Raw genomic sequence first — 17,588 nt, forward strand, 5'->3', positions numbered from 1 at the left:
TTTTGAAATCAAAATACCAAATAAACAACTAAAATCATTGAACTAATGATTGCTAATTTAAGTTTAATTATGTTAAATAATATGATAAAAAAATGCTGATAAAAATTCAATATCCATTATAAAATAATATGATAATCACATAAAAGATTTTAAGTAATTACTTTAATAAAAATTAAACATATAGAATAAAAATTAATAGATGTTTGATCAATAATTAATAAAATTATCAGTCTTGATTTTATGATTAATTTTTAGTAATAATTAATATAAATTTTTGTTATTAGTAATTTATGTGCAATTAAATTTTAAACAATTAAAAATTAGTAAAAAGAAGGTAGCTTTCTCAATCTATATCAAGTCGTTTTTTATAAAAATTTAAAGAAATATTAGTAAACACGTTATCATATGGCAAAAATCCAAAATATTTACACTTTTGATCATAAACAGCAAAATCAAAAACAATATTATATTTTTTTATTAAATCCATAATCACATTATTTGACTCATAGGTTGAAAAAAATATATTAATTCTTTTAGAAGAACTATTACATTTTTCAGCAATTGCTTCTAAATCGTTTGTCATAAGAAATGGTATTTTATTATTATTATTATTAGAATAATAAAAACGTTCTTTTTGATATGTGTCTTCATCACTAGTTCTAAAATATCTACAAATTCCAAAAATTTTTAAATCTTTAAAATCATTTTGATTTTTTAATTCAAAAATAGTTTCTCATAATTCAAAAAAACGAATTAGCTAAATAAAGAATATTAAACGATTGATTTGGTTTATGAAATTCATCATATAGTTTTTCAAAAATTTTTAGTAAAACAAGATTTCAATTTTTTTCACATCTAAGATCTAAACCTAATTCTCAATAATCATATTTTTTAAAGGTGCTAATAATATCATCAACAATACAAAGTTCATGGTTTTTTAGTTTTTTATTTTCAACAATTTCAAGTTTTGAATTTTCATCAAATTGATTTAAATCAAATTTATTTCAATTAATTCCGATAATATCCATTTTTTCTTGTCCAAAAACAATAGCAATATCTGAATCATCTGCAGAACGAATTGTACTAAAAATATATTTTTGACTAAATTTATTAGTGATTCCATCAATGATAAATTCAGCTGAACTTGCAGCAATAAAACTATCAATATCTTTTTTATTGCTTCCATAAGTTTTATTTGTTTTATTACTATTATTCCTATATCATGAATAAATATTATTTTTTGAAAAATAACGTTTAATAAAAATAGGATCATAATCACATAGAATGGCTCAATATTGTCCATTATTATCTAATACTACAAGATCAATTCCTGTATCAGGTAAATTTGTTTTAGCAGGAAATTGATTTCATTTTCAAACTTATTTAACATCGTTTTTTAAAAAATGGAGCAGTTTCTAAAACTTTTTTACACAATGTTTTAAAAATCATTCTTTTTTGATAATCATTAGGCAATTTTTCTAATTGATTTAAAATATTAATTTATTAAAAATGTTAATTTGTTGAATAATATTTTTTAAACTTTATTAAAATAGTAATTTTAAAAAAGTTTTTATTAATTAATAAAAATATTATTTACTTATGAAAATAATTTAAATGTAAAAATTCTAATTAATTATTAATTAAATAAAATTTTATTGAATTTCTAAATGTTTAATAATAGTTTTAAACAAAGATCTTATTTTCAATCGATTTTAATTAGTGATTTAATTGGATTTAATTTTTTTGATATTCTAATAATCGATTAATTATAGTGTTTCTAAACTTAATGATCAAAAGATAAAAATTAAATTAAAAACATATTTTTCATCTTTAATTTCATTGAATTTATTAGGATCATTAATAATCTGTTGATGCAACATCAATTGAATATTAATAATGATTTTAATAATTCAATTTAAAACTAATTGACTATCTACCTTATAATTATAAATTCTTAGAAAGAAATATTTCTGATCATAATTTAATCATTAAATTTCATCATTTTCTTATCTTAAATTACATAATGAAAAAGCCAATAAGTCTTAATTTATTAGATAAAACAAATAATCTTAGATTTTAGATACTTTTTGTCAAAACTAACAACTGTTGTTTATTGTTAAAATATAAAAATAATTTTTCAAGTTTTAATAAGAAATTGAGTTTATTACAAAAATAATTAATAAACCAAGTAATAAAAGAAAAATAACTGAGAAAAATTGCAGTTTTTTTACTAATATCGATTGAAATTCGTTTATTTTTCTTTCTAAAAATCCTTTTTTTGTTTTTTAAGTATATAATTAGTAAGGCCATTATATAAAAAGCAAGGAAATTTTAATGATGATAATTAAGAAATTGAAACAACTAAAAAACTTTGGAATTATTACTATTATCTCGCCACTTTTTACTATTTGTTGTATAATCGCTAATCTTGTATATATAGCAAACAATCCTACAAGTATTATAAGAGGGAGTGCTGTAGATACAATACTTGGAATTTTTATTGCGTTAGGTGTAATTACTAGTTTTGTTTTTATAATTTTAGATCTTGTTTGATTAAGCAATATCAAAGCTTATTATGTTGATAAAGATAAAGCATTATATGAAAAATTTAATACTTGTTTTATTTTGATTATTGTAGGTATTTTTGTTACTTTTGTTCTTTGGGTTGGAGTAATTTTAGCAATTGTAAATGCTAATAAACAATTAAATAAAGAAAATCAAGAACAAGTTTCTTAAATAATTTTTAAGAAATAAGTAATAAGCTTCACATAAGTAACACGAATAATATTTACAAACGCTTTAAAAAAAACCAAGCGTCATATTATAAGTATTTTATTTGTTTGTTTTATTGACTTAATATCTAGTTTTATAATAGTTTATAAATTAAAACAATTAATTTTAAATCATATAGAAGAAAAGTTAGTGTTGTAATAAATATAGTTAATATAAAATAAAATAGACAAGTTAGTTACAACTTGTCTTTTTTTTGTATATAAATTCATTTATTAAAATGATTAATTAATGTTTTTAAATAATTAAAATAGATAAATTAAAATTGCTAAAAAAACAAAAATAAAACATAATAAAAATTTAAAGTTGAAAAATTAAAATCTAATTGTTTTTTTGATAAGCTTTAATAATTTGAATTAAATGTTGTTTTGAAATATTATCAAAGTTTGGATCTTTATTGGATCATTAATTAACTTTATCTTTTTTATCAGATTTGTTATTTTTGCTGTAATAACATTTAAATTTTTTAAATAACTTTTATATTTTTCTTATAAAATTTCAAATTAAATTTTTATCTAAAAAATTAATTAAAGTTGCAATTTTTATTTTAGAATTACTTTTTATTAATAATCAATATAGATTTTTGCTATTAGCCTTTAATGTACAACTGAATTTTAAACAATTAAAAAATTAGCAAAAAAGTGTTCCTTCTCTAGTCATATCAAGTCATCTTTTAGCAGATTTTAAAAAATTAGTGGACATGTTATCATCAATTGAATATTTATGTAAACATGAACCGATTTCTTCAGTAACAGCAACATCAAAAATAATGTTATATTTTTTTCTTAAAGCAATAATGGCATCAATTGATTCATAACTTGAAAAAAATATATTAACTTTTCTAGAAGAAATATTACATTTTTCAGCAATTATTTTTAACTCACTTATCATAGGAATTGGCATTGGAAACAATTGAGACGTTTTATAAACCGTACTATAAAAATTTTTTTGATTTTTATCTTCATCATTAATCCTAACATCTGGATAAAATCCAAAAATTTCTAAATTATTAAAATCAGTTTGATTTTTTCATTCAAAAATAGCTGGTAATATTCACCCAATTGAAGGGGCTAAATAAAGAATATTAAACGATTGATTTGGTTTATGATATTGGTCATATAACCTTTCAACAATTCTTAATGAAGTAAGATATCAAGTAGTTCCATATTTCATATTTAAAGTTCAATAATCATGTTTTTGAAAATTACTAATAAATTTATTAACAACTCGAATTTGATTATTTGTCAGTTTTTCTTTTTCAACAACTTCAAGTTTTGAATTTTTATCAAATTGATTTAAATCAAATTTGTTTCAATCAATACCAACACCAATCATTTTTTTTGGTTCAAAAATAATAATTGTTTCTTCTGTTTTAACACTAATATAATTTGTTGTTGTAAAAATATATTTTTGACTAAATTTATTAGTAATTCCATTAATAGTAAATTCAGTTGAACTTGCAGTAATAAAACTATTAATATCTTTTTTATTAATTTTATAACTAGGGTTATAAAGTGTATCTTGAATTGTTCAAGAACCTTGAAATGAAGGATCATAATCACATAAAATTGCTCAATATTGATCATTATTATCTTGTACTACAAAATCAATTTCTCGATAGTGTTTTTCATTATAAGCAGGAAATTGATGTCATTTTCAAATCTTTTTTACATCTTTACTAAAAAATGGAGCAGTTTCTAAAACTTTTTTACATAATATTTCAAAAATTATCCTTTTTTTATAATGATTAGAAGATTTTTCTAATTGATTCAAAATATTTAAATATTTTTCTAAATTTGTCATTATTAATTTTTTTTATCTTATTACAATTTAATTATTAAAAACATTAATTTGTTAATAATATTTTTTAAGTTTATTAAAAGAATAATTATAAAAAAGTTTTTATTAATTGATTAAAAATATTATTTACTTATGAAAATAATTTAAAATCGGGTTTTTTAATGATTTAATTAGTGATTTGTTTTAATTAAATCTCTTGATATTCTAATAATTAATCAATTTATAAAATTAATATAATTAACTACAAAAATTAAATCAAAACATATTTTTTACTTTTAAATTAATCGAGCTTATTGGATTCATTAATAATTTTTAAATTTTTATTAACTGAATATTTATATTAATTTTATTAATACAGTCACTTAAATTAATAATTTTTTTATCATATTGTTTTTTACTATTGTAAATGCCATTGCTCATATTTTTTATATAATACTTTTTGAAAATAACTAAAAACATTAAAAAATTATTGTGCAATAAATAATACTAATGAAATTACAAAATAAAAATTAGATAAATTAAATAGTCTTAGATTTTAGATACTTTATATCAGAAATAAAAAAGACTGTTTATTTGAAAACTATAAAAAATTGAATTTATTAGAAAAATAATCAATAAATTAAACAAATAAGTTTTTTTGTAATATCGATTAAAATTCGTTTATTTTTATCTCTAAAAATTACTTTTTTTCTTTTTTCTTTTTTTATTTTATATATAATCCAAGTTAATACATATTAAAAAGAAATAAATTTTAATCATGATAACTAATAAATTAAAACAATTAAAAAATTTTGCAATTCCCACTCTTATTTTACAACTTCTTAATCTTTGTTGTATAATCGCCATTATTTATTATTCAATAATTTCTGCAACTTATGCAATAAGTTCTGCATCTACTTTAGCAGATTTAAAAACAGTGAATAATTCATACACAACTACAATAATACTTGTAATACTTATTGTAATAAGTGGACTTACTAGTTTTATTTTTACAATTTTAAATATTATTTGATTAAGTAATATCAAAGCTTATTATATTGATAAAGATAAAGAATTATTTCAAAAATTTAATACTTCTTTTATTTTAATTATTGTAGGTCTTTTTATTAACATTGTTCTTTTAATTGGAACAATTTTAGTAATTGTAAATACTACTCAACAATTAAATAAAGAAAATCAAAAGCAAGTTTCCTAAATAATTTTTAATAAATAAGTAATAAGTATTAAATAAATAATATAAATGATATTTGAGAATAATTAAGAAAAATCAAGTTTTTTAGTATAAGCGTTTATTATAATTTTATTTATTTTGTTTTATTATTGAAAACACTTATTCAGAAATTTATAATATCTATTTTCACTTAACTAATTCTAAATTTACAAATAATCAAAAAAGAACAGAAATTATTATAAATATTATTGGTAATATTTTTAGATCAAAAATTAAAAAAATTAATTTTAAATCATATAAAAAAACTAGTGTTGTAATAAATATAGTTAATAAAAATAAAATAGACAAGTTAGTTACAACTTGTCTTTTTTTATTAAATTGATTTATTAAAATAATAACAAAAAGTTATTTTATTACTTCTTTTCTTAAAATTATCACATAAGAAAAAGTCAGATAAATTAAAATTATCTGACTTGGTTTAAATCTGTTAATTAATTTTAAAATAATTGTTTTGTAAGTAAATTTAATAAATTAAATTTTTATCTAGAAAATTAATTAAAATTGCTAAGTTTGATTTTATGATTCATTTTTGGTAATAATATCACTAAGATATCATTTTCTAGTCATATCAAGTCATTTTTTAGCAGATTTAAAAAATCATTCGACATATCATAATCGTTCAAGTATTTATTTAAATATGAACGAATTTCTTCAGTAACAGCAATATCAAAAATAATGTTATATTTTTTTACTAAATCAATAATGATGCCAATTGATTGATAATTTGCAAAAAATATATTAAATTTTTTAGAAGATTTATTATATTTATCAATAATCAATTTTATCTTATTAGTTATAGGAATTGGCGTTTGAAATAAATTATCATCATAAACTTTATAATGTTTGATTTCATTTGTGTTTTTTCATTAATATCAACATCTGAACAAATTCCCAAAACTTTTAGATCATCAAAATCAGTTTGATTTTTTCATTCAAAAATAGCTGGTGTCATTCAAATAATTCTAGAAGTTAAATAAAGAATGTTAAACGGTTGATTTGATTGATGGTATTCATATAGTTTTTAAACTATTTTTAATGAAATAAAATCTCTTCTATTTAAATACTCACGACAAGATCATCTTAAATCACCATCATTTTGAAACGCATTAATAAAATCATTAACAATTTGAATTTCAGTATTTGTTAATTTTTTCTTTTCAATAACTTCAAGTTTTGAATTCTTATCAAATTGATTTAAATCAAATTTAGTTCAATCAATACCAATATGAGTCATTTTTTGTGATTCAAAAATAACAATTGTTTCTTCTGTTTTAACACTAATATGATTTGTTGTTGTGAAAAAATATTTTTGACTAAATTTATTATTCATACCATCAATTATGAATTGATCTAAACTTGCTCTCATAAAACTATTAATATCTTTTTTAATAATAGCATTATTAGAACTATTAGAAGGATCATAAAAATGACATTTAATTGCTCAATATTGTTCGCTATTATCTAAAACTACTAAATCAATTGCTCGATCGTGTTTTTTATTATAACCAGGAAATTGATTTCATTTTCAAACTTGTTTAACATCATTTTTTAAAAGTGGTGCAGTTTCTAAAACTTTTTGACATAAGATTTTAAAAGATGTTGATTTTAGTAGGGTTATTTTTAACTAATTTATTCAAGTCAAGAAGAATGTTTAAAAATGTTTCTAAATTGTTCATTGTCATTCTTTTACATTTTACTTGATTAAATTTTAGTAATAAAAATCAATTTTAATTATTTATTTTTCAGTAAAATTGCAGCTGTTTGATCATAAGCAGCTTTAGCTTTTAAAGGATTAGCTTGACCTTTAGTTCGCGCCATAATTTGACCAATAATAAATTTTTCAAATTTTGTTGCATTATCTAAAAATCGGTCTAATTTATTTTGGTTATCAACTAATATTTGTTCTACTAACTGATTTAAAAAAGCTAAATCAGTAATTTGTTTTAAATCATATTTTTTAACTGCTTGATCTAATGTTAAGTTTTCTAATAAAATGGCTTCAAAAACTAATTTCACTTGTTTGTTATTTAGTTCTTGTTTAATTTCTACAGCAATAATTGCTGCTATTAATTGTTCAAAAGTTTCTTGTTTTAAATTGGATAAATCATATTCACTTTTGTTTAAAAAACCTAAAATTTCATTAGCAATTCATTTATAACTTTTTTTTCAATCATTTAAATGTTGGTTTAATTGTTGCATCAAACAATACATTTCATAATGATCTAAAACATGATTAATTTCTACTAATGATAATCCTGCAGCTAATAATTCTTGTTCAATTACTAATCAACTTTTAGCTGATTGAGCAATAATAGTCTGATATTCTTGTTCACTAATGCTAAATTCAGGAATGTTTGGTTCAGGCATGAAGAAATAGCCTGTGCTATTAGATTTATCACGTAAAAATTGTGTAGTTAATGTTGTCTCATCTCATTTTCGTGTTTGTTGAGTAATGATTTGATTATCATCTAATAATTGACTCTGCCGTTTAATTTCATAATTAATAGCATTACTTACTGCTTCAAATGAACCAATATTTTTAATTTCTACTTTAGCACCATAAGGATCAGATTGTTGTTTTCTAAGTGATAAATTAACATCAACCCTTAAATTTCCTAATTCAATTTTGCCATCACTAATTTCTAAAAAAACTAATGTTCGTTTTAAGTATTTTAGAAATTCTAAAACCTCATTAGCATTAGTGAAATCAGGTGCAGTCACAATTTCTAATAATGGTGATCCTGCACGATTAAAATCTAATCAAATTTCATCATTAACTTTTAATTGTTTAGCAGTATCTTCTTCAATTTGAATTTGATTAATTTTAATTGTTTTGTTTGCTTGATTTAATTTAATTGTCCCATTAGTTGCAATTGGATGAAAATATTGACTAATTTGATAACCTTTTGGTAAATCATAATAAAAATAATTTTTTCGATCAAAACTAATTTTGTCATAATTTAATTTCATGTTTAAAAAATGACCTAATTGTAATGCTTTATGAACTACAATTAAATTAACTACTGGTAAAGTTCCTGGTAAACCTAAATCTAAATAAGCAACACAACTATTAACTGGTGCAGTTGAACTATTAAGCGCATTAGAAAACATTTTACGTTTAGAAAAAACTGTAGTATGAATTTCTAAACCAATTGATACTAAATAATTCATCTCTATTTATTAGTTTCCAATCATGTTTCTAATCAATAAGCCAAATTTAGTAATGGCCCATCAGTTTTTTCTGGTCCAAATAAATTAATTCCTACTGGTAATTGATTGATTTTAATTCATGGAATGGTAATTGAAGGTAAACCAAAAAAATTAGCAATTTGTAAAATATTATCAATCATATTATTAGGATTTCTAATTTGTTGATCAAAATCTTTCATTAAATAAGTTGTTCCAAATGCTCCTAATGAAAGAATAAAATCACATTGTTCTCAAACTAATGCTAATTTATTAGCAATTACTTCTCTAACTTTTTTAGCTTGCAAATAAGTATTATGATAATTTTCTTGATCTAAAACATAACCCCCAATTGCCATCCGTTTTTTAAACTCAGCCCCAAAAACTGAACGATTGTGATTAATTGAATCAATAAAATTATTACTAGTTTGTTTTAAACCAAAAGTAATTCCAGTTAAATTAGCATAGCAACTAGCTGCTTCAGCATAAGTAATAATTTGATATAAATCATCAATTACCCATAAAAATTCTTGATCAAAATCAATTCAAACAATTTCAAAATTAGAATCTTGAGTTAATTTTATTACTAATTGTTCAAAAGCTTGTTTAGTTAAAGCAAAATTACTATTGGCACAACTACTATTTTGTTCATAATCAAACATCAGTTTAAATAAACCGATTTTAATTTTAGTTGTTAGTGGTTTTTGTACATAACTAAAATAATCACTAATTGCATCATTTCATGAAGTAGCATCATGCTCATCTTTATGTGCAATTGTACTTAAAACAATTGCTACATCTAAAACATATTGACTGAAAATACCAACAGTATCTAATGAAGGACAGAAAGGATAAACACCATAACGAGAAATTAAACCATAACTAGGTTTAAAACCAACAATGCCACTATATGATGCAGGTTTACGAATCGAATCACCCGTATCAGTACCAATACTAAAACTAACAATATTAGCAGCAACTAAATAGGCTGATCCTGATGATGAACCACCAATTAAATATTCTGGTTTATTAGGTAAATGAACTTTACCATATGCTGAAAAAGTACCTGAACCTCCTAAACCAAATTCGTCCATATTAGTTTTAGCAACATTAATTGCTCCAACTGCTAATAAACGATCATAAACTGTTGCATTAAAAGGTGATTGATAGTTTTTTAAAAATAATGATCCACCAGTTGTAACTTGATCAGTAGTAACAATATTATCTTTTAAAGCATAAAAAATGCCACTTAATAAATTAGTTGGTTGTTTAAATTGCTCAACAAAATTTGCTGCACTTGATAAACAATCATTAATAACTGGATTAGCAGTTTGATGAACTTTTAATTGCGTTTTGATTTGTTGAAAAAAATGATCAATTTGCTTAGGTTGTTGTTTTAAAATTTGATGTTGTTGTCAAATCTTAGATCGCATTTTTAACTACCACATAATTATTTTTAACAATTGGAACGGTTTTAAGATTGACAACTGGATCAGAACTTAACTGAAATTGATCTAAAGATAAACTAGTATTAACAATTCATTTTAAAGAATTGCCAATAATAACATTACTAGTATCAATAAATGAAACGCTTTTTAAATCATTTTCAATTTTAGTTCAATGATTAATTAAATCATCAACGACATTAGCATCTAATGGTACATGTCAATCTTTTGTTAAATTAATAATGACATTTTTATCTAATTTCATTTTAAGTAAATTATTTATCTTTTTTTAATATGACAATATCCGTGAGGATTTTTAATTAAATAATCTTGATGATATTCTTCAGCTAAATAATAATTTTTTAAAGGTAAAATTTCACTAACAATTGGTTTAGTTCAATATTTTTGTAATTTTGCAAAAAAATGTTTGATTTTAGTTGCATCATCAAGTTCAGAATAATAAACGCCTGAACGATATTGACTTCCTCTATCATTTCCTTGTTGGTTTAATGTAGTTGGATCAACATGAGAGAAAACAATTGTTAGAAGATGATCTAAATCTAAATATTTTTTATTATAAAAAACTTGAACTGCTTCAGTTGCTCCAGTATCACCAGAACATACTTGACTATAAGTAACAGGTTTGTCACTATTAGCATTAGCATAACCAACAGTAGTAAAATAAACACCTGAAATATCACGAATTAAATGTTGCACACCTCAAAAACACCCACCAGCAATAGTAATCATAGCAACATCTTTTTGATTTTTGGCTTTAGAATGACTTCAAAAATCAATTCATGGTTGATGTCCTGAAGCAATAATCTCTTTTTCACTAATGAATTTTAAAGCAGCAGAATTAATACAATAACGTTGTGCTCCTTTTGCTAAAACATTAGGATCAAGATCATCAAAAACATGACCTAAGTGCAAATCAGTATTAGCTGTTCTTACTTCAGTGCGATACATATTGTGACTATAATCTTCTTTAGTTTTAACAAGATGAGATTCAATTGGACGATAAAAAGCGGGTCAGCCACAACTTGAACTGAATTTATCATAAGAACTAAATAAAGCATCCCCATTAGAAGGATCAACATAAATCCCTTGTTCTCAATGGTTTCAATATTCGTTATTAAAGGGAGATTCAGTTCCGTTTTGATATAAAACTTCTTTTGATTTACTTGATAAATTTTTTTCTGAAAAGCGATAATCAACAAATTTTTTCATTAAAATTTCCTTTGCAATATAATAAAACCACGTCCTTATTAATTATAAGCACATGGTTTTATTGGTTAAAATTAATAATTAAAACAAAATTAATCACTAGTTTTATCATTAACAAGTTCTTTAATTTTTTTAGAAAAAGTAAATTTAGGGCTATTTTTAGCCTTAACAATAATTTTTTCTTTAGTTTTAGGATTAATTGCAGTACGTGCTGGGGTTGCTACAATTTTTATTTTTCCAAGATCAAAAAGACGTACTTCTTTTTCTACTTGCAATGTTTCAAGTAAGACATCAAAATAAGTTTCTAATAACAAATTAATGTCTTTTTGACTAATGGAATGATTCGATTTAGTTTTAGTTGCAAGCAATTCACTAACTCGACTTAAAATTTCTTTTTTATTAGAAGCAACTACTTTATTAGACTTGCTATTAACAGCCATTTAATTTTTATCTCCGCAATATTGATTTAAAATTAAATTATTTTATATTTTAAATTTATTATTTTATTAAGTTATTATAATGATAAATTAGTTGATTTTATAATTATTTGTTTCGAATTCGAGCATTTTTTGATTTGTAATAAACTTTAATTGGTACTAAATTTAATCCTAAAGCTGATTTAATTTGGTTCTCAATAAAACGAGCATAAGAAAAATGTAATAATTCTGGGTCATTACAAAAAATGACAAAAGTTGGTACTTGACCTTGAACTTGAACAGCATATGAAAGTTTAATTTTTTTACCATGAACATTAGGAATGGGATTTAGTGCTTGGGCTTTTAATAATAAATCTTCTAAAACTGAAGTTGCCACTTTAATTTTCAATTGGGCTTGAATTTGCTCAAGCATCTGAAAAATTTTATCAATTCTTGTCTGATTTAGTGCACTTAAAAAAACAATTGGCGCTCAACTTAAATAAGCAAAACGATTTTGAATTAATTTCGTTGCTTGATTCATGCTATTAGTGCTTTTATTAGGATAAATATCTCATTTATTAGCAATAATAATTGTTGGTAAATTGGCTTGATAGGCTAATCCGCCAATAATTTCATCTTGTTCACTAATACCATTAGCAATATCTAAAACTAAAAAAACACACTTACTACGCATTAATGATTTTTTTGCTTTAAGCACAGCATATTTCTCTACTGCTAGTTTATTTGCTTGTCCACTTCTTCTAATGCCTGCTGTATCAATTAAACAGTATTGTTTATGATGATAATTAAAATAACAATCAATTGCATCTCTTGTTGTGTTAGGAATGTTTGAAACAATTAGTCTCTGATCACACAATAAGGCATTTGCTAATGATGATTTACCAACATTTGGTTTACCAATTAAACAAAATGTTAAAACATCAGCACTAGTTGATTCATTAGTTGTCAAATTTAAATTTTTAACAATATCATCTAAAACATCACCAATTCTAATCCCATGTTCTGCAGCAATTAAATATGGTTCACCAAACCCAATTTTATGAAATTGACTAAGATCATCATAACTTTGTCAATTTTCTGACTTATTAACTAGTAACATCACTTTTTTTGGTTTTAATTTTTTAATTACAGAAGCAACATATTGATCTTCTAAAGTCAAACCATCAAGATATGAAACCATAAATAAAATTAAATCAGCTTCAGCAATAGCAATTTTTGCTTGTTGGTTAATATTTTCTTGAAAACTTAAATTTTGATTAGTTATTCCACCTGTATCAATTAATTCAAACTTTCGTGTTAGTCATTCTACTGTTGTTTTAATTCGATCCCTAGTAATTCCAGGTTCAGCTAAAACAATCGCAATTTTATTTTTAGCTACTCGATTAAAAAAACGTGATTTACCAACATTAGGTCGTCCAATAATTGCTACTTTTTTCAAGTTCATGATTTAACTAATTCCAATGCTAATCACTAAACCAATCATTGCTAAAAAAATTAAAAAACTAAATCCAAAAATTAAATAAAAACTAATTTTAAATCTTGTTGATTTCTGTTGTCATTTTTGTTTGGCAAATATTTCGTTTTTATTATCATTAATTTTTAAATAATCTTTTGCTCTTAATAATGTTTTTTCTAACAAACTTAAATTATAGTCTAAATTAATTTTGTACTGTTCTAAAGCCGATTTTAATTTTTTTGCTTTTTGTAAATGATTTTGCTTCATAGCATACTCAGGAATTTTGGCTAATTCCTGTTCAAGAAAATTTTGGTGTTTAGTTTGAAATAAAGCAAAATCATTTTTATCTAAAATAACTTGTGCTTCACTAATAAATTGATTAATTTTTTGATGGTCAAATTCTTGATTAAATGCTTTAATTCTTTGATAAGTATCACTAACAGTACTTAATTGATACACTTGATGTTCTAATAATTGTAATTGATTAATTTGAAATGACAAATTAGGAACTTGATAACGTTTTAGTTCTTTAACATAATCAATAATTTTTTTATTTTGAACATTAATTAATTTTAGTTTTTTAGCATTTGCTTCAATTTCTTCACGATATTTAGCAAAACGTTTCATTCGTTTCATAAATTAGCCATTTTTCTTAGTTCTTATTTAAAAAATTTAAATAAATTTGATAAATTGTTTGATTAATTTTTTTTGCTGCTACAGCATTAATAATAGCACAATCAACATTAGGATTATTATGCAAACAATCATTAAATTTACATTGGCATTTCAAATCATGAAAAAGATGTCAACCTGAAGCAATATCTTGTTTAACTAATTTTAAATTTAAATTATTAAATCCTGGAGCATCAATAATTTTAATTTTATCAATTTGATAAATTTTAGCTGTAGTTGTTGTATGTTTACCTAAATTTTTACTATTTAAAGCTTGAGTTAAAATTTGTCAATGAGGATTAAGTCAATTTAAAAAAGTGGATTTTCCTGCGCCTGAATAACCTGATAAAACAATTAAATGATTTTCAATTATTGCTTTTAAATTGCTTCAATCATTTGGATTATGATAATCAAACGCTTCAACTTTTAAATCACTAATTAAATTACTAATTGTTTTAATTTTATTAATACGATCTTTTTCAGATAATAAATCACTTTTGGAAAAAACAACTTTGACATCAAAATTAATTGATTCATAAGTGAGAATTCATCATAATAAATCATCAAAATTATCACTACCATTTAATGGATAAATAATTAAAATTAGATCAATGTTAGCAACTTTAGGACGAATTAAATAGTTTTTGCGTTCTAATAATTGTTTTAGAAAAAATTGTTCTTGTTTTTGTTCAACTGCAATTCAATCACCACAAATAATTTTTTGCTGAAAATTTGTTGGAATTAAAATCGTAATTAACTGATCATTAATTTGCGTCAATATTTTTTTATTGAAAGCTTGATAAACTTGTAATTTTAAAAGCATGTATTATTTATTTGTAATAATTGATTTTTTTTATTTAGTTCCTTAATTAAAAAAATTAGTAAAAAAGTTTGTTTTTAATTATATCTAAAAATTTATTTTTAAGATGATTCAAGAAAATATAATGATTGATTTAAATTGATATTGGATTTAGAGAATAAGTGTGAATATTATTCTTTTTAAAATAGTTAGTGATTTGTTCTTTGTAATTAATATGACCATAATTAGTGCTTCAAAGACCACTAGTTGATTGTAATATTGGTTCAATTTTCTGATCTTGTAAAATCATATTAACAAATTGATAAGCAATTTGATTCACTGCTGATTGAAATTTTGATTCTAACAAATGATTAATTCCCATTTTAATTTTATTTAAATATGTAATAGCATTATAAGTATTATTTGATAAAGGTAATTCTAAACCATATTTAGCAACAAAATTTTCCATGATATTTGAAAGTGTTGCAGGGTCATTAATCCTTGTTATTCCTATAAATTGAGTTTGATCAGTAGGATAAATTGCTCCTGATGAATATAAAGAAATGAATTTGTCTAAAATTGTTTGACTTAAACTATTAATTAAATTCTTACTTAAAGCATAAATTAAAGATTGATTAACTGGTTTCAGATCATGGTTTTGATCATAATTTAATTTTTGATCACCATAAACAAACTTTAAAGGTAAATTTCTTGTTACTAAACGAGAAATTCGATCTTGAACATCGGGTTTATTATATAAAGGTTGAAAAGCTGAATCTTGACTAAATTTGGTTACTAAATTAGTGCGATTAAAAAAGATTCCTCAATAAATTCCAACAGCATTATAATCTTTATCAATTACTAATGAACCAGATGATCCTCCACCTGTAACATAATCATCACTTGATAAAATATCAATTCCTGATCTTGGAACTTGATCTTGATCACAATAAGATAAATATTGAAAATCAGGATTACATGCAAAATTATCTAAAACTAAAGTTTCACCATTACCAACAATTCTTTTATTTTTAGCAGTACTTTTAGCAACACGAAAAGTTGGTCCACCTTTAGAGCGATAAACTAAATTTTTTTTGATTTGTTCTAAAGGATATCCTGCATGATAAAAATCAATTGGATTAATATCTGGATCATAATCACTAGGTAAAATATTTTCTTGTTTAAACCGTGGAAAAGTTCATTGGTTATATTTTTTAGGATTAAGAAAATAAGGAAAGTTAGCTGCTAAATAATCATCAGGAATGCTAACTTTTAATGTTGCCATATCAATAAAACCATAAGCAGGTAATTTTTCAAACTTCAGTTGTTCTTGCTCTTCAGGGCTTTTAAAAAATTGTTTTAATTCATTTGCAGTAATAGATAATTTATGTTTAGTTGATAAAATATTAGTTTTAGAAAAATTATTAGATGCTAAATCTTTTTGAAACATAAATTTAATAATGTTATCTAAACTAAAAACAGCAGATTGAGGATTTTCAATAGTTTGATAAATTTGTTGTCATTGCTTATTTTGAAATGAATCAATTGTTTTTAATAATGCTTGTTTAGTTTTAAGATCAATATTTTGCTGATTTTTTTTCAAAATAAAGTTATATTGACTAGGACTAGAATCAAAACTAGTAAAACTAAGCGGTTCTAATTTTACTTCAGTTAAAATCCGATGCTCTTGATCAGCATGATTTTTAGAATTAATACTACCAACAGTTTGATAACTTGCTGGAGTAATTTGACGATGATTATTATTTAATAATTTTTGATCTAGTTTTTGTTTACCAATTGCAAAACGAAAAATATCAGGATTAGGTTTATTAGTTTCAAATTCTGGATTTATTGGACCAGCATTAGCAACGTGAATGTTAGTAGCAATATAAAAATTGTTAGTGCCAACTTCACGATCAACAATTCAAGCTGTACCATAACTACTTTGGAATGGAACATCATCTTTGCTATATTCTTTATAGATTGAAAAACTACGATCATTAAGATATTGATAATAACAAATATCAATATTATCATTTTGACAATCTTTTGGATTTGGTGCAGCTAAACCTGCTTGATCTTGATCATAAACCTTTTGATCAATGCTTTCTAAATCAGAATTAATATTAGTTTTAAAAATTTCATTCGGATTGATTGCTCTTCCTACATCAGCCGGTCTACAAGCACTTAATACTAATGTACCAAGCATTACTAAAATATAAAAAAAGCGTTGTTTTTTTCACATAAAAATAAAAATCTTTCTTGAAATATCTAATGATTAATTTTCGATTTAGTCAATTAATTTATAAGAGTCAAAAAACAAATAATAAAATTAATTAATTATTTGTTCTCAAAAATAAAAATACTAAATATAAAAAAATAATTAACAATTTAAAAACCTAAATTTTTAAACGTTAATTATCATTTTGAATTTTTGATATAGTAAAAAATTATTTTTTATTAATATTAAAAAATAATAATAGGTATTATCCAAAATAACTTTCATTAAAGTTATTATAATTAAAGATTAGTTGGTTTTGAAATA

Annotated in this window: 17 protein-coding genes and 1 pseudogene; 3 read left to right on the forward strand and 15 right to left on the reverse strand. The window is 22.5% G+C overall.

What is annotated here, in order from left to right:
- Nucleotides 1-313 precede the first annotated feature (313 nt).
- Together MCAV_RS03340 and MCAV_RS03345 are read right to left on the reverse strand one after the other, a co-directional pair.
- A complete protein-coding gene (locus MCAV_RS03340) occupies nt 314-583 on the reverse strand; it encodes a hypothetical protein (RefSeq protein WP_391591711.1) in 270 nt (89 codons plus the stop codon).
- Nucleotides 584-695: 112 nt separating this feature from the next.
- Nucleotides 696-1,028, reverse strand: coding sequence for a hypothetical protein (locus MCAV_RS03345; RefSeq protein WP_391591712.1), 333 nt, complete (start codon nt 1,026-1,028; stop codon nt 696-698).
- A 256-nt stretch (nt 1,029-1,284) separates the two neighbouring features.
- Here MCAV_RS03345 and MCAV_RS03350 point away from each other — a divergent pair, with 256 nt between their 5' ends.
- Both MCAV_RS03350 and MCAV_RS03355 read left to right on the forward strand, forming a co-directional pair.
- Nucleotides 1,285-1,419, forward strand: coding sequence for a hypothetical protein (locus MCAV_RS03350; RefSeq protein ID WP_391591713.1), 135 nt, complete (start codon nt 1,285-1,287; stop codon nt 1,417-1,419).
- Between the two features lie 918 nt (nt 1,420-2,337).
- Entirely contained in the window at nt 2,338-2,736 is a 399-nt protein-coding gene (locus tag MCAV_RS03355) for a hypothetical protein (protein WP_391591714.1), read from the forward strand.
- Between the two features lie 684 nt (nt 2,737-3,420).
- Here MCAV_RS03355 and MCAV_RS03360 read toward each other — a convergent pair.
- Nucleotides 3,421-4,593 carry a hypothetical protein gene (locus tag MCAV_RS03360; protein WP_391591715.1) on the reverse strand — a complete coding sequence of 391 codons (1,173 nt, stop codon included), beginning with the start codon at nt 4,591-4,593 and terminating at the stop codon, nt 3,421-3,423.
- A gap of 754 nt (nt 4,594-5,347) precedes the next feature.
- Here MCAV_RS03360 and MCAV_RS03365 point away from each other — a divergent pair.
- Entirely contained in the window at nt 5,348-5,785 is a 438-nt protein-coding gene (locus tag MCAV_RS03365; RefSeq protein WP_391591716.1) for a hypothetical protein, read from the forward strand.
- A 527-nt stretch (nt 5,786-6,312) separates the two neighbouring features.
- Here the strand turns inward: MCAV_RS03365 and MCAV_RS03370 are convergent.
- The 12 genes and pseudogenes from MCAV_RS03370 to MCAV_RS03425 form a co-directional block, all read right to left on the reverse strand.
- Nucleotides 6,313-6,600, reverse strand: a complete 288-nt coding sequence (locus tag MCAV_RS03370) for a hypothetical protein (RefSeq protein ID WP_391591717.1) — start codon at nt 6,598-6,600, stop codon at nt 6,313-6,315.
- Between the two features lie 242 nt (nt 6,601-6,842).
- The gene (locus MCAV_RS03375) at nt 6,843-7,445 is read right to left on the reverse strand and encodes a hypothetical protein (RefSeq protein WP_391592249.1); all 603 of its coding nucleotides are present in this window, start codon (nt 7,443-7,445) and stop codon (nt 6,843-6,845) included.
- Nucleotides 7,446-7,552: 107 nt separating this feature from the next.
- Complete coding sequence (gatB, locus tag MCAV_RS03380) at nt 7,553-8,992, reverse strand: Asp-tRNA(Asn)/Glu-tRNA(Gln) amidotransferase subunit GatB (protein ID WP_391591718.1); 1,440 nt, start codon at nt 8,990-8,992, stop codon at nt 7,553-7,555.
- A 2-nt stretch (nt 8,993-8,994) separates the two neighbouring features.
- The gene (locus MCAV_RS03385) at nt 8,995-10,440 is read right to left on the reverse strand and encodes an amidase family protein (protein WP_391591719.1); all 1,446 of its coding nucleotides are present in this window, start codon (nt 10,438-10,440) and stop codon (nt 8,995-8,997) included.
- Nucleotides 10,430-10,717, reverse strand: coding sequence for a hypothetical protein (locus tag MCAV_RS03390; RefSeq protein WP_391591720.1), 288 nt, complete (start codon nt 10,715-10,717; stop codon nt 10,430-10,432). The genes MCAV_RS03385 and MCAV_RS03390 overlap by 11 nt, the downstream gene beginning before the upstream one ends.
- A 14-nt stretch (nt 10,718-10,731) precedes the next feature.
- Complete coding sequence (gene msrA / locus MCAV_RS03395) at nt 10,732-11,202, reverse strand: peptide-methionine (S)-S-oxide reductase MsrA (protein WP_391592250.1); 471 nt, start codon at nt 11,200-11,202, stop codon at nt 10,732-10,734.
- A gap of 99 nt (nt 11,203-11,301) precedes the next feature.
- A pseudogene (gene msrB, locus MCAV_RS03400) lies at nt 11,302-11,682 on the reverse strand (peptide-methionine (R)-S-oxide reductase MsrB); the annotation flags it as partial.
- Nucleotides 11,683-11,771: 89 nt separating this feature from the next.
- Entirely contained in the window at nt 11,772-12,119 is a 348-nt protein-coding gene (locus MCAV_RS03405) for an HU family DNA-binding protein (protein ID WP_391591721.1), read from the reverse strand.
- 103 nt (nt 12,120-12,222) lie between these two features.
- Nucleotides 12,223-13,560 (reverse strand): ribosome biogenesis GTPase Der, encoded by a 1,338-nt coding sequence (gene der, locus MCAV_RS03410; RefSeq protein WP_391591722.1) that lies wholly within the window; start codon nt 13,558-13,560, stop codon nt 12,223-12,225.
- 3 nt (nt 13,561-13,563) lie between these two features.
- Nucleotides 13,564-14,208: a hypothetical protein gene (locus MCAV_RS03415; RefSeq protein ID WP_391591723.1), complete on the reverse strand. Its 645-nt coding sequence runs from the start codon at nt 14,206-14,208 to the stop codon at nt 13,564-13,566.
- Between the two features lie 16 nt (nt 14,209-14,224).
- Nucleotides 14,225-15,067, reverse strand: coding sequence for a ribosome small subunit-dependent GTPase A (gene rsgA, locus MCAV_RS03420; RefSeq protein WP_391591724.1), 843 nt, complete (start codon nt 15,065-15,067; stop codon nt 14,225-14,227).
- Nucleotides 15,068-15,197: 130 nt separating this feature from the next.
- Nucleotides 15,198-17,288: a DUF31 family putative serine protease gene (locus tag MCAV_RS03425; protein ID WP_391591725.1), complete on the reverse strand. Its 2,091-nt coding sequence runs from the start codon at nt 17,286-17,288 to the stop codon at nt 15,198-15,200.
- Nucleotides 17,289-17,588: the final 300 nt, after the last annotated feature.

The sequence above is a fragment of the [Mycoplasma] cavipharyngis genome, from assembly GCF_042984175.1.
GTDB classification, from domain to species: domain Bacteria; phylum Bacillota_I; class Bacilli_A; order Mycoplasmatales; family Mycoplasmoidaceae; genus Mycoplasma_N; species Mycoplasma_N cavipharyngis.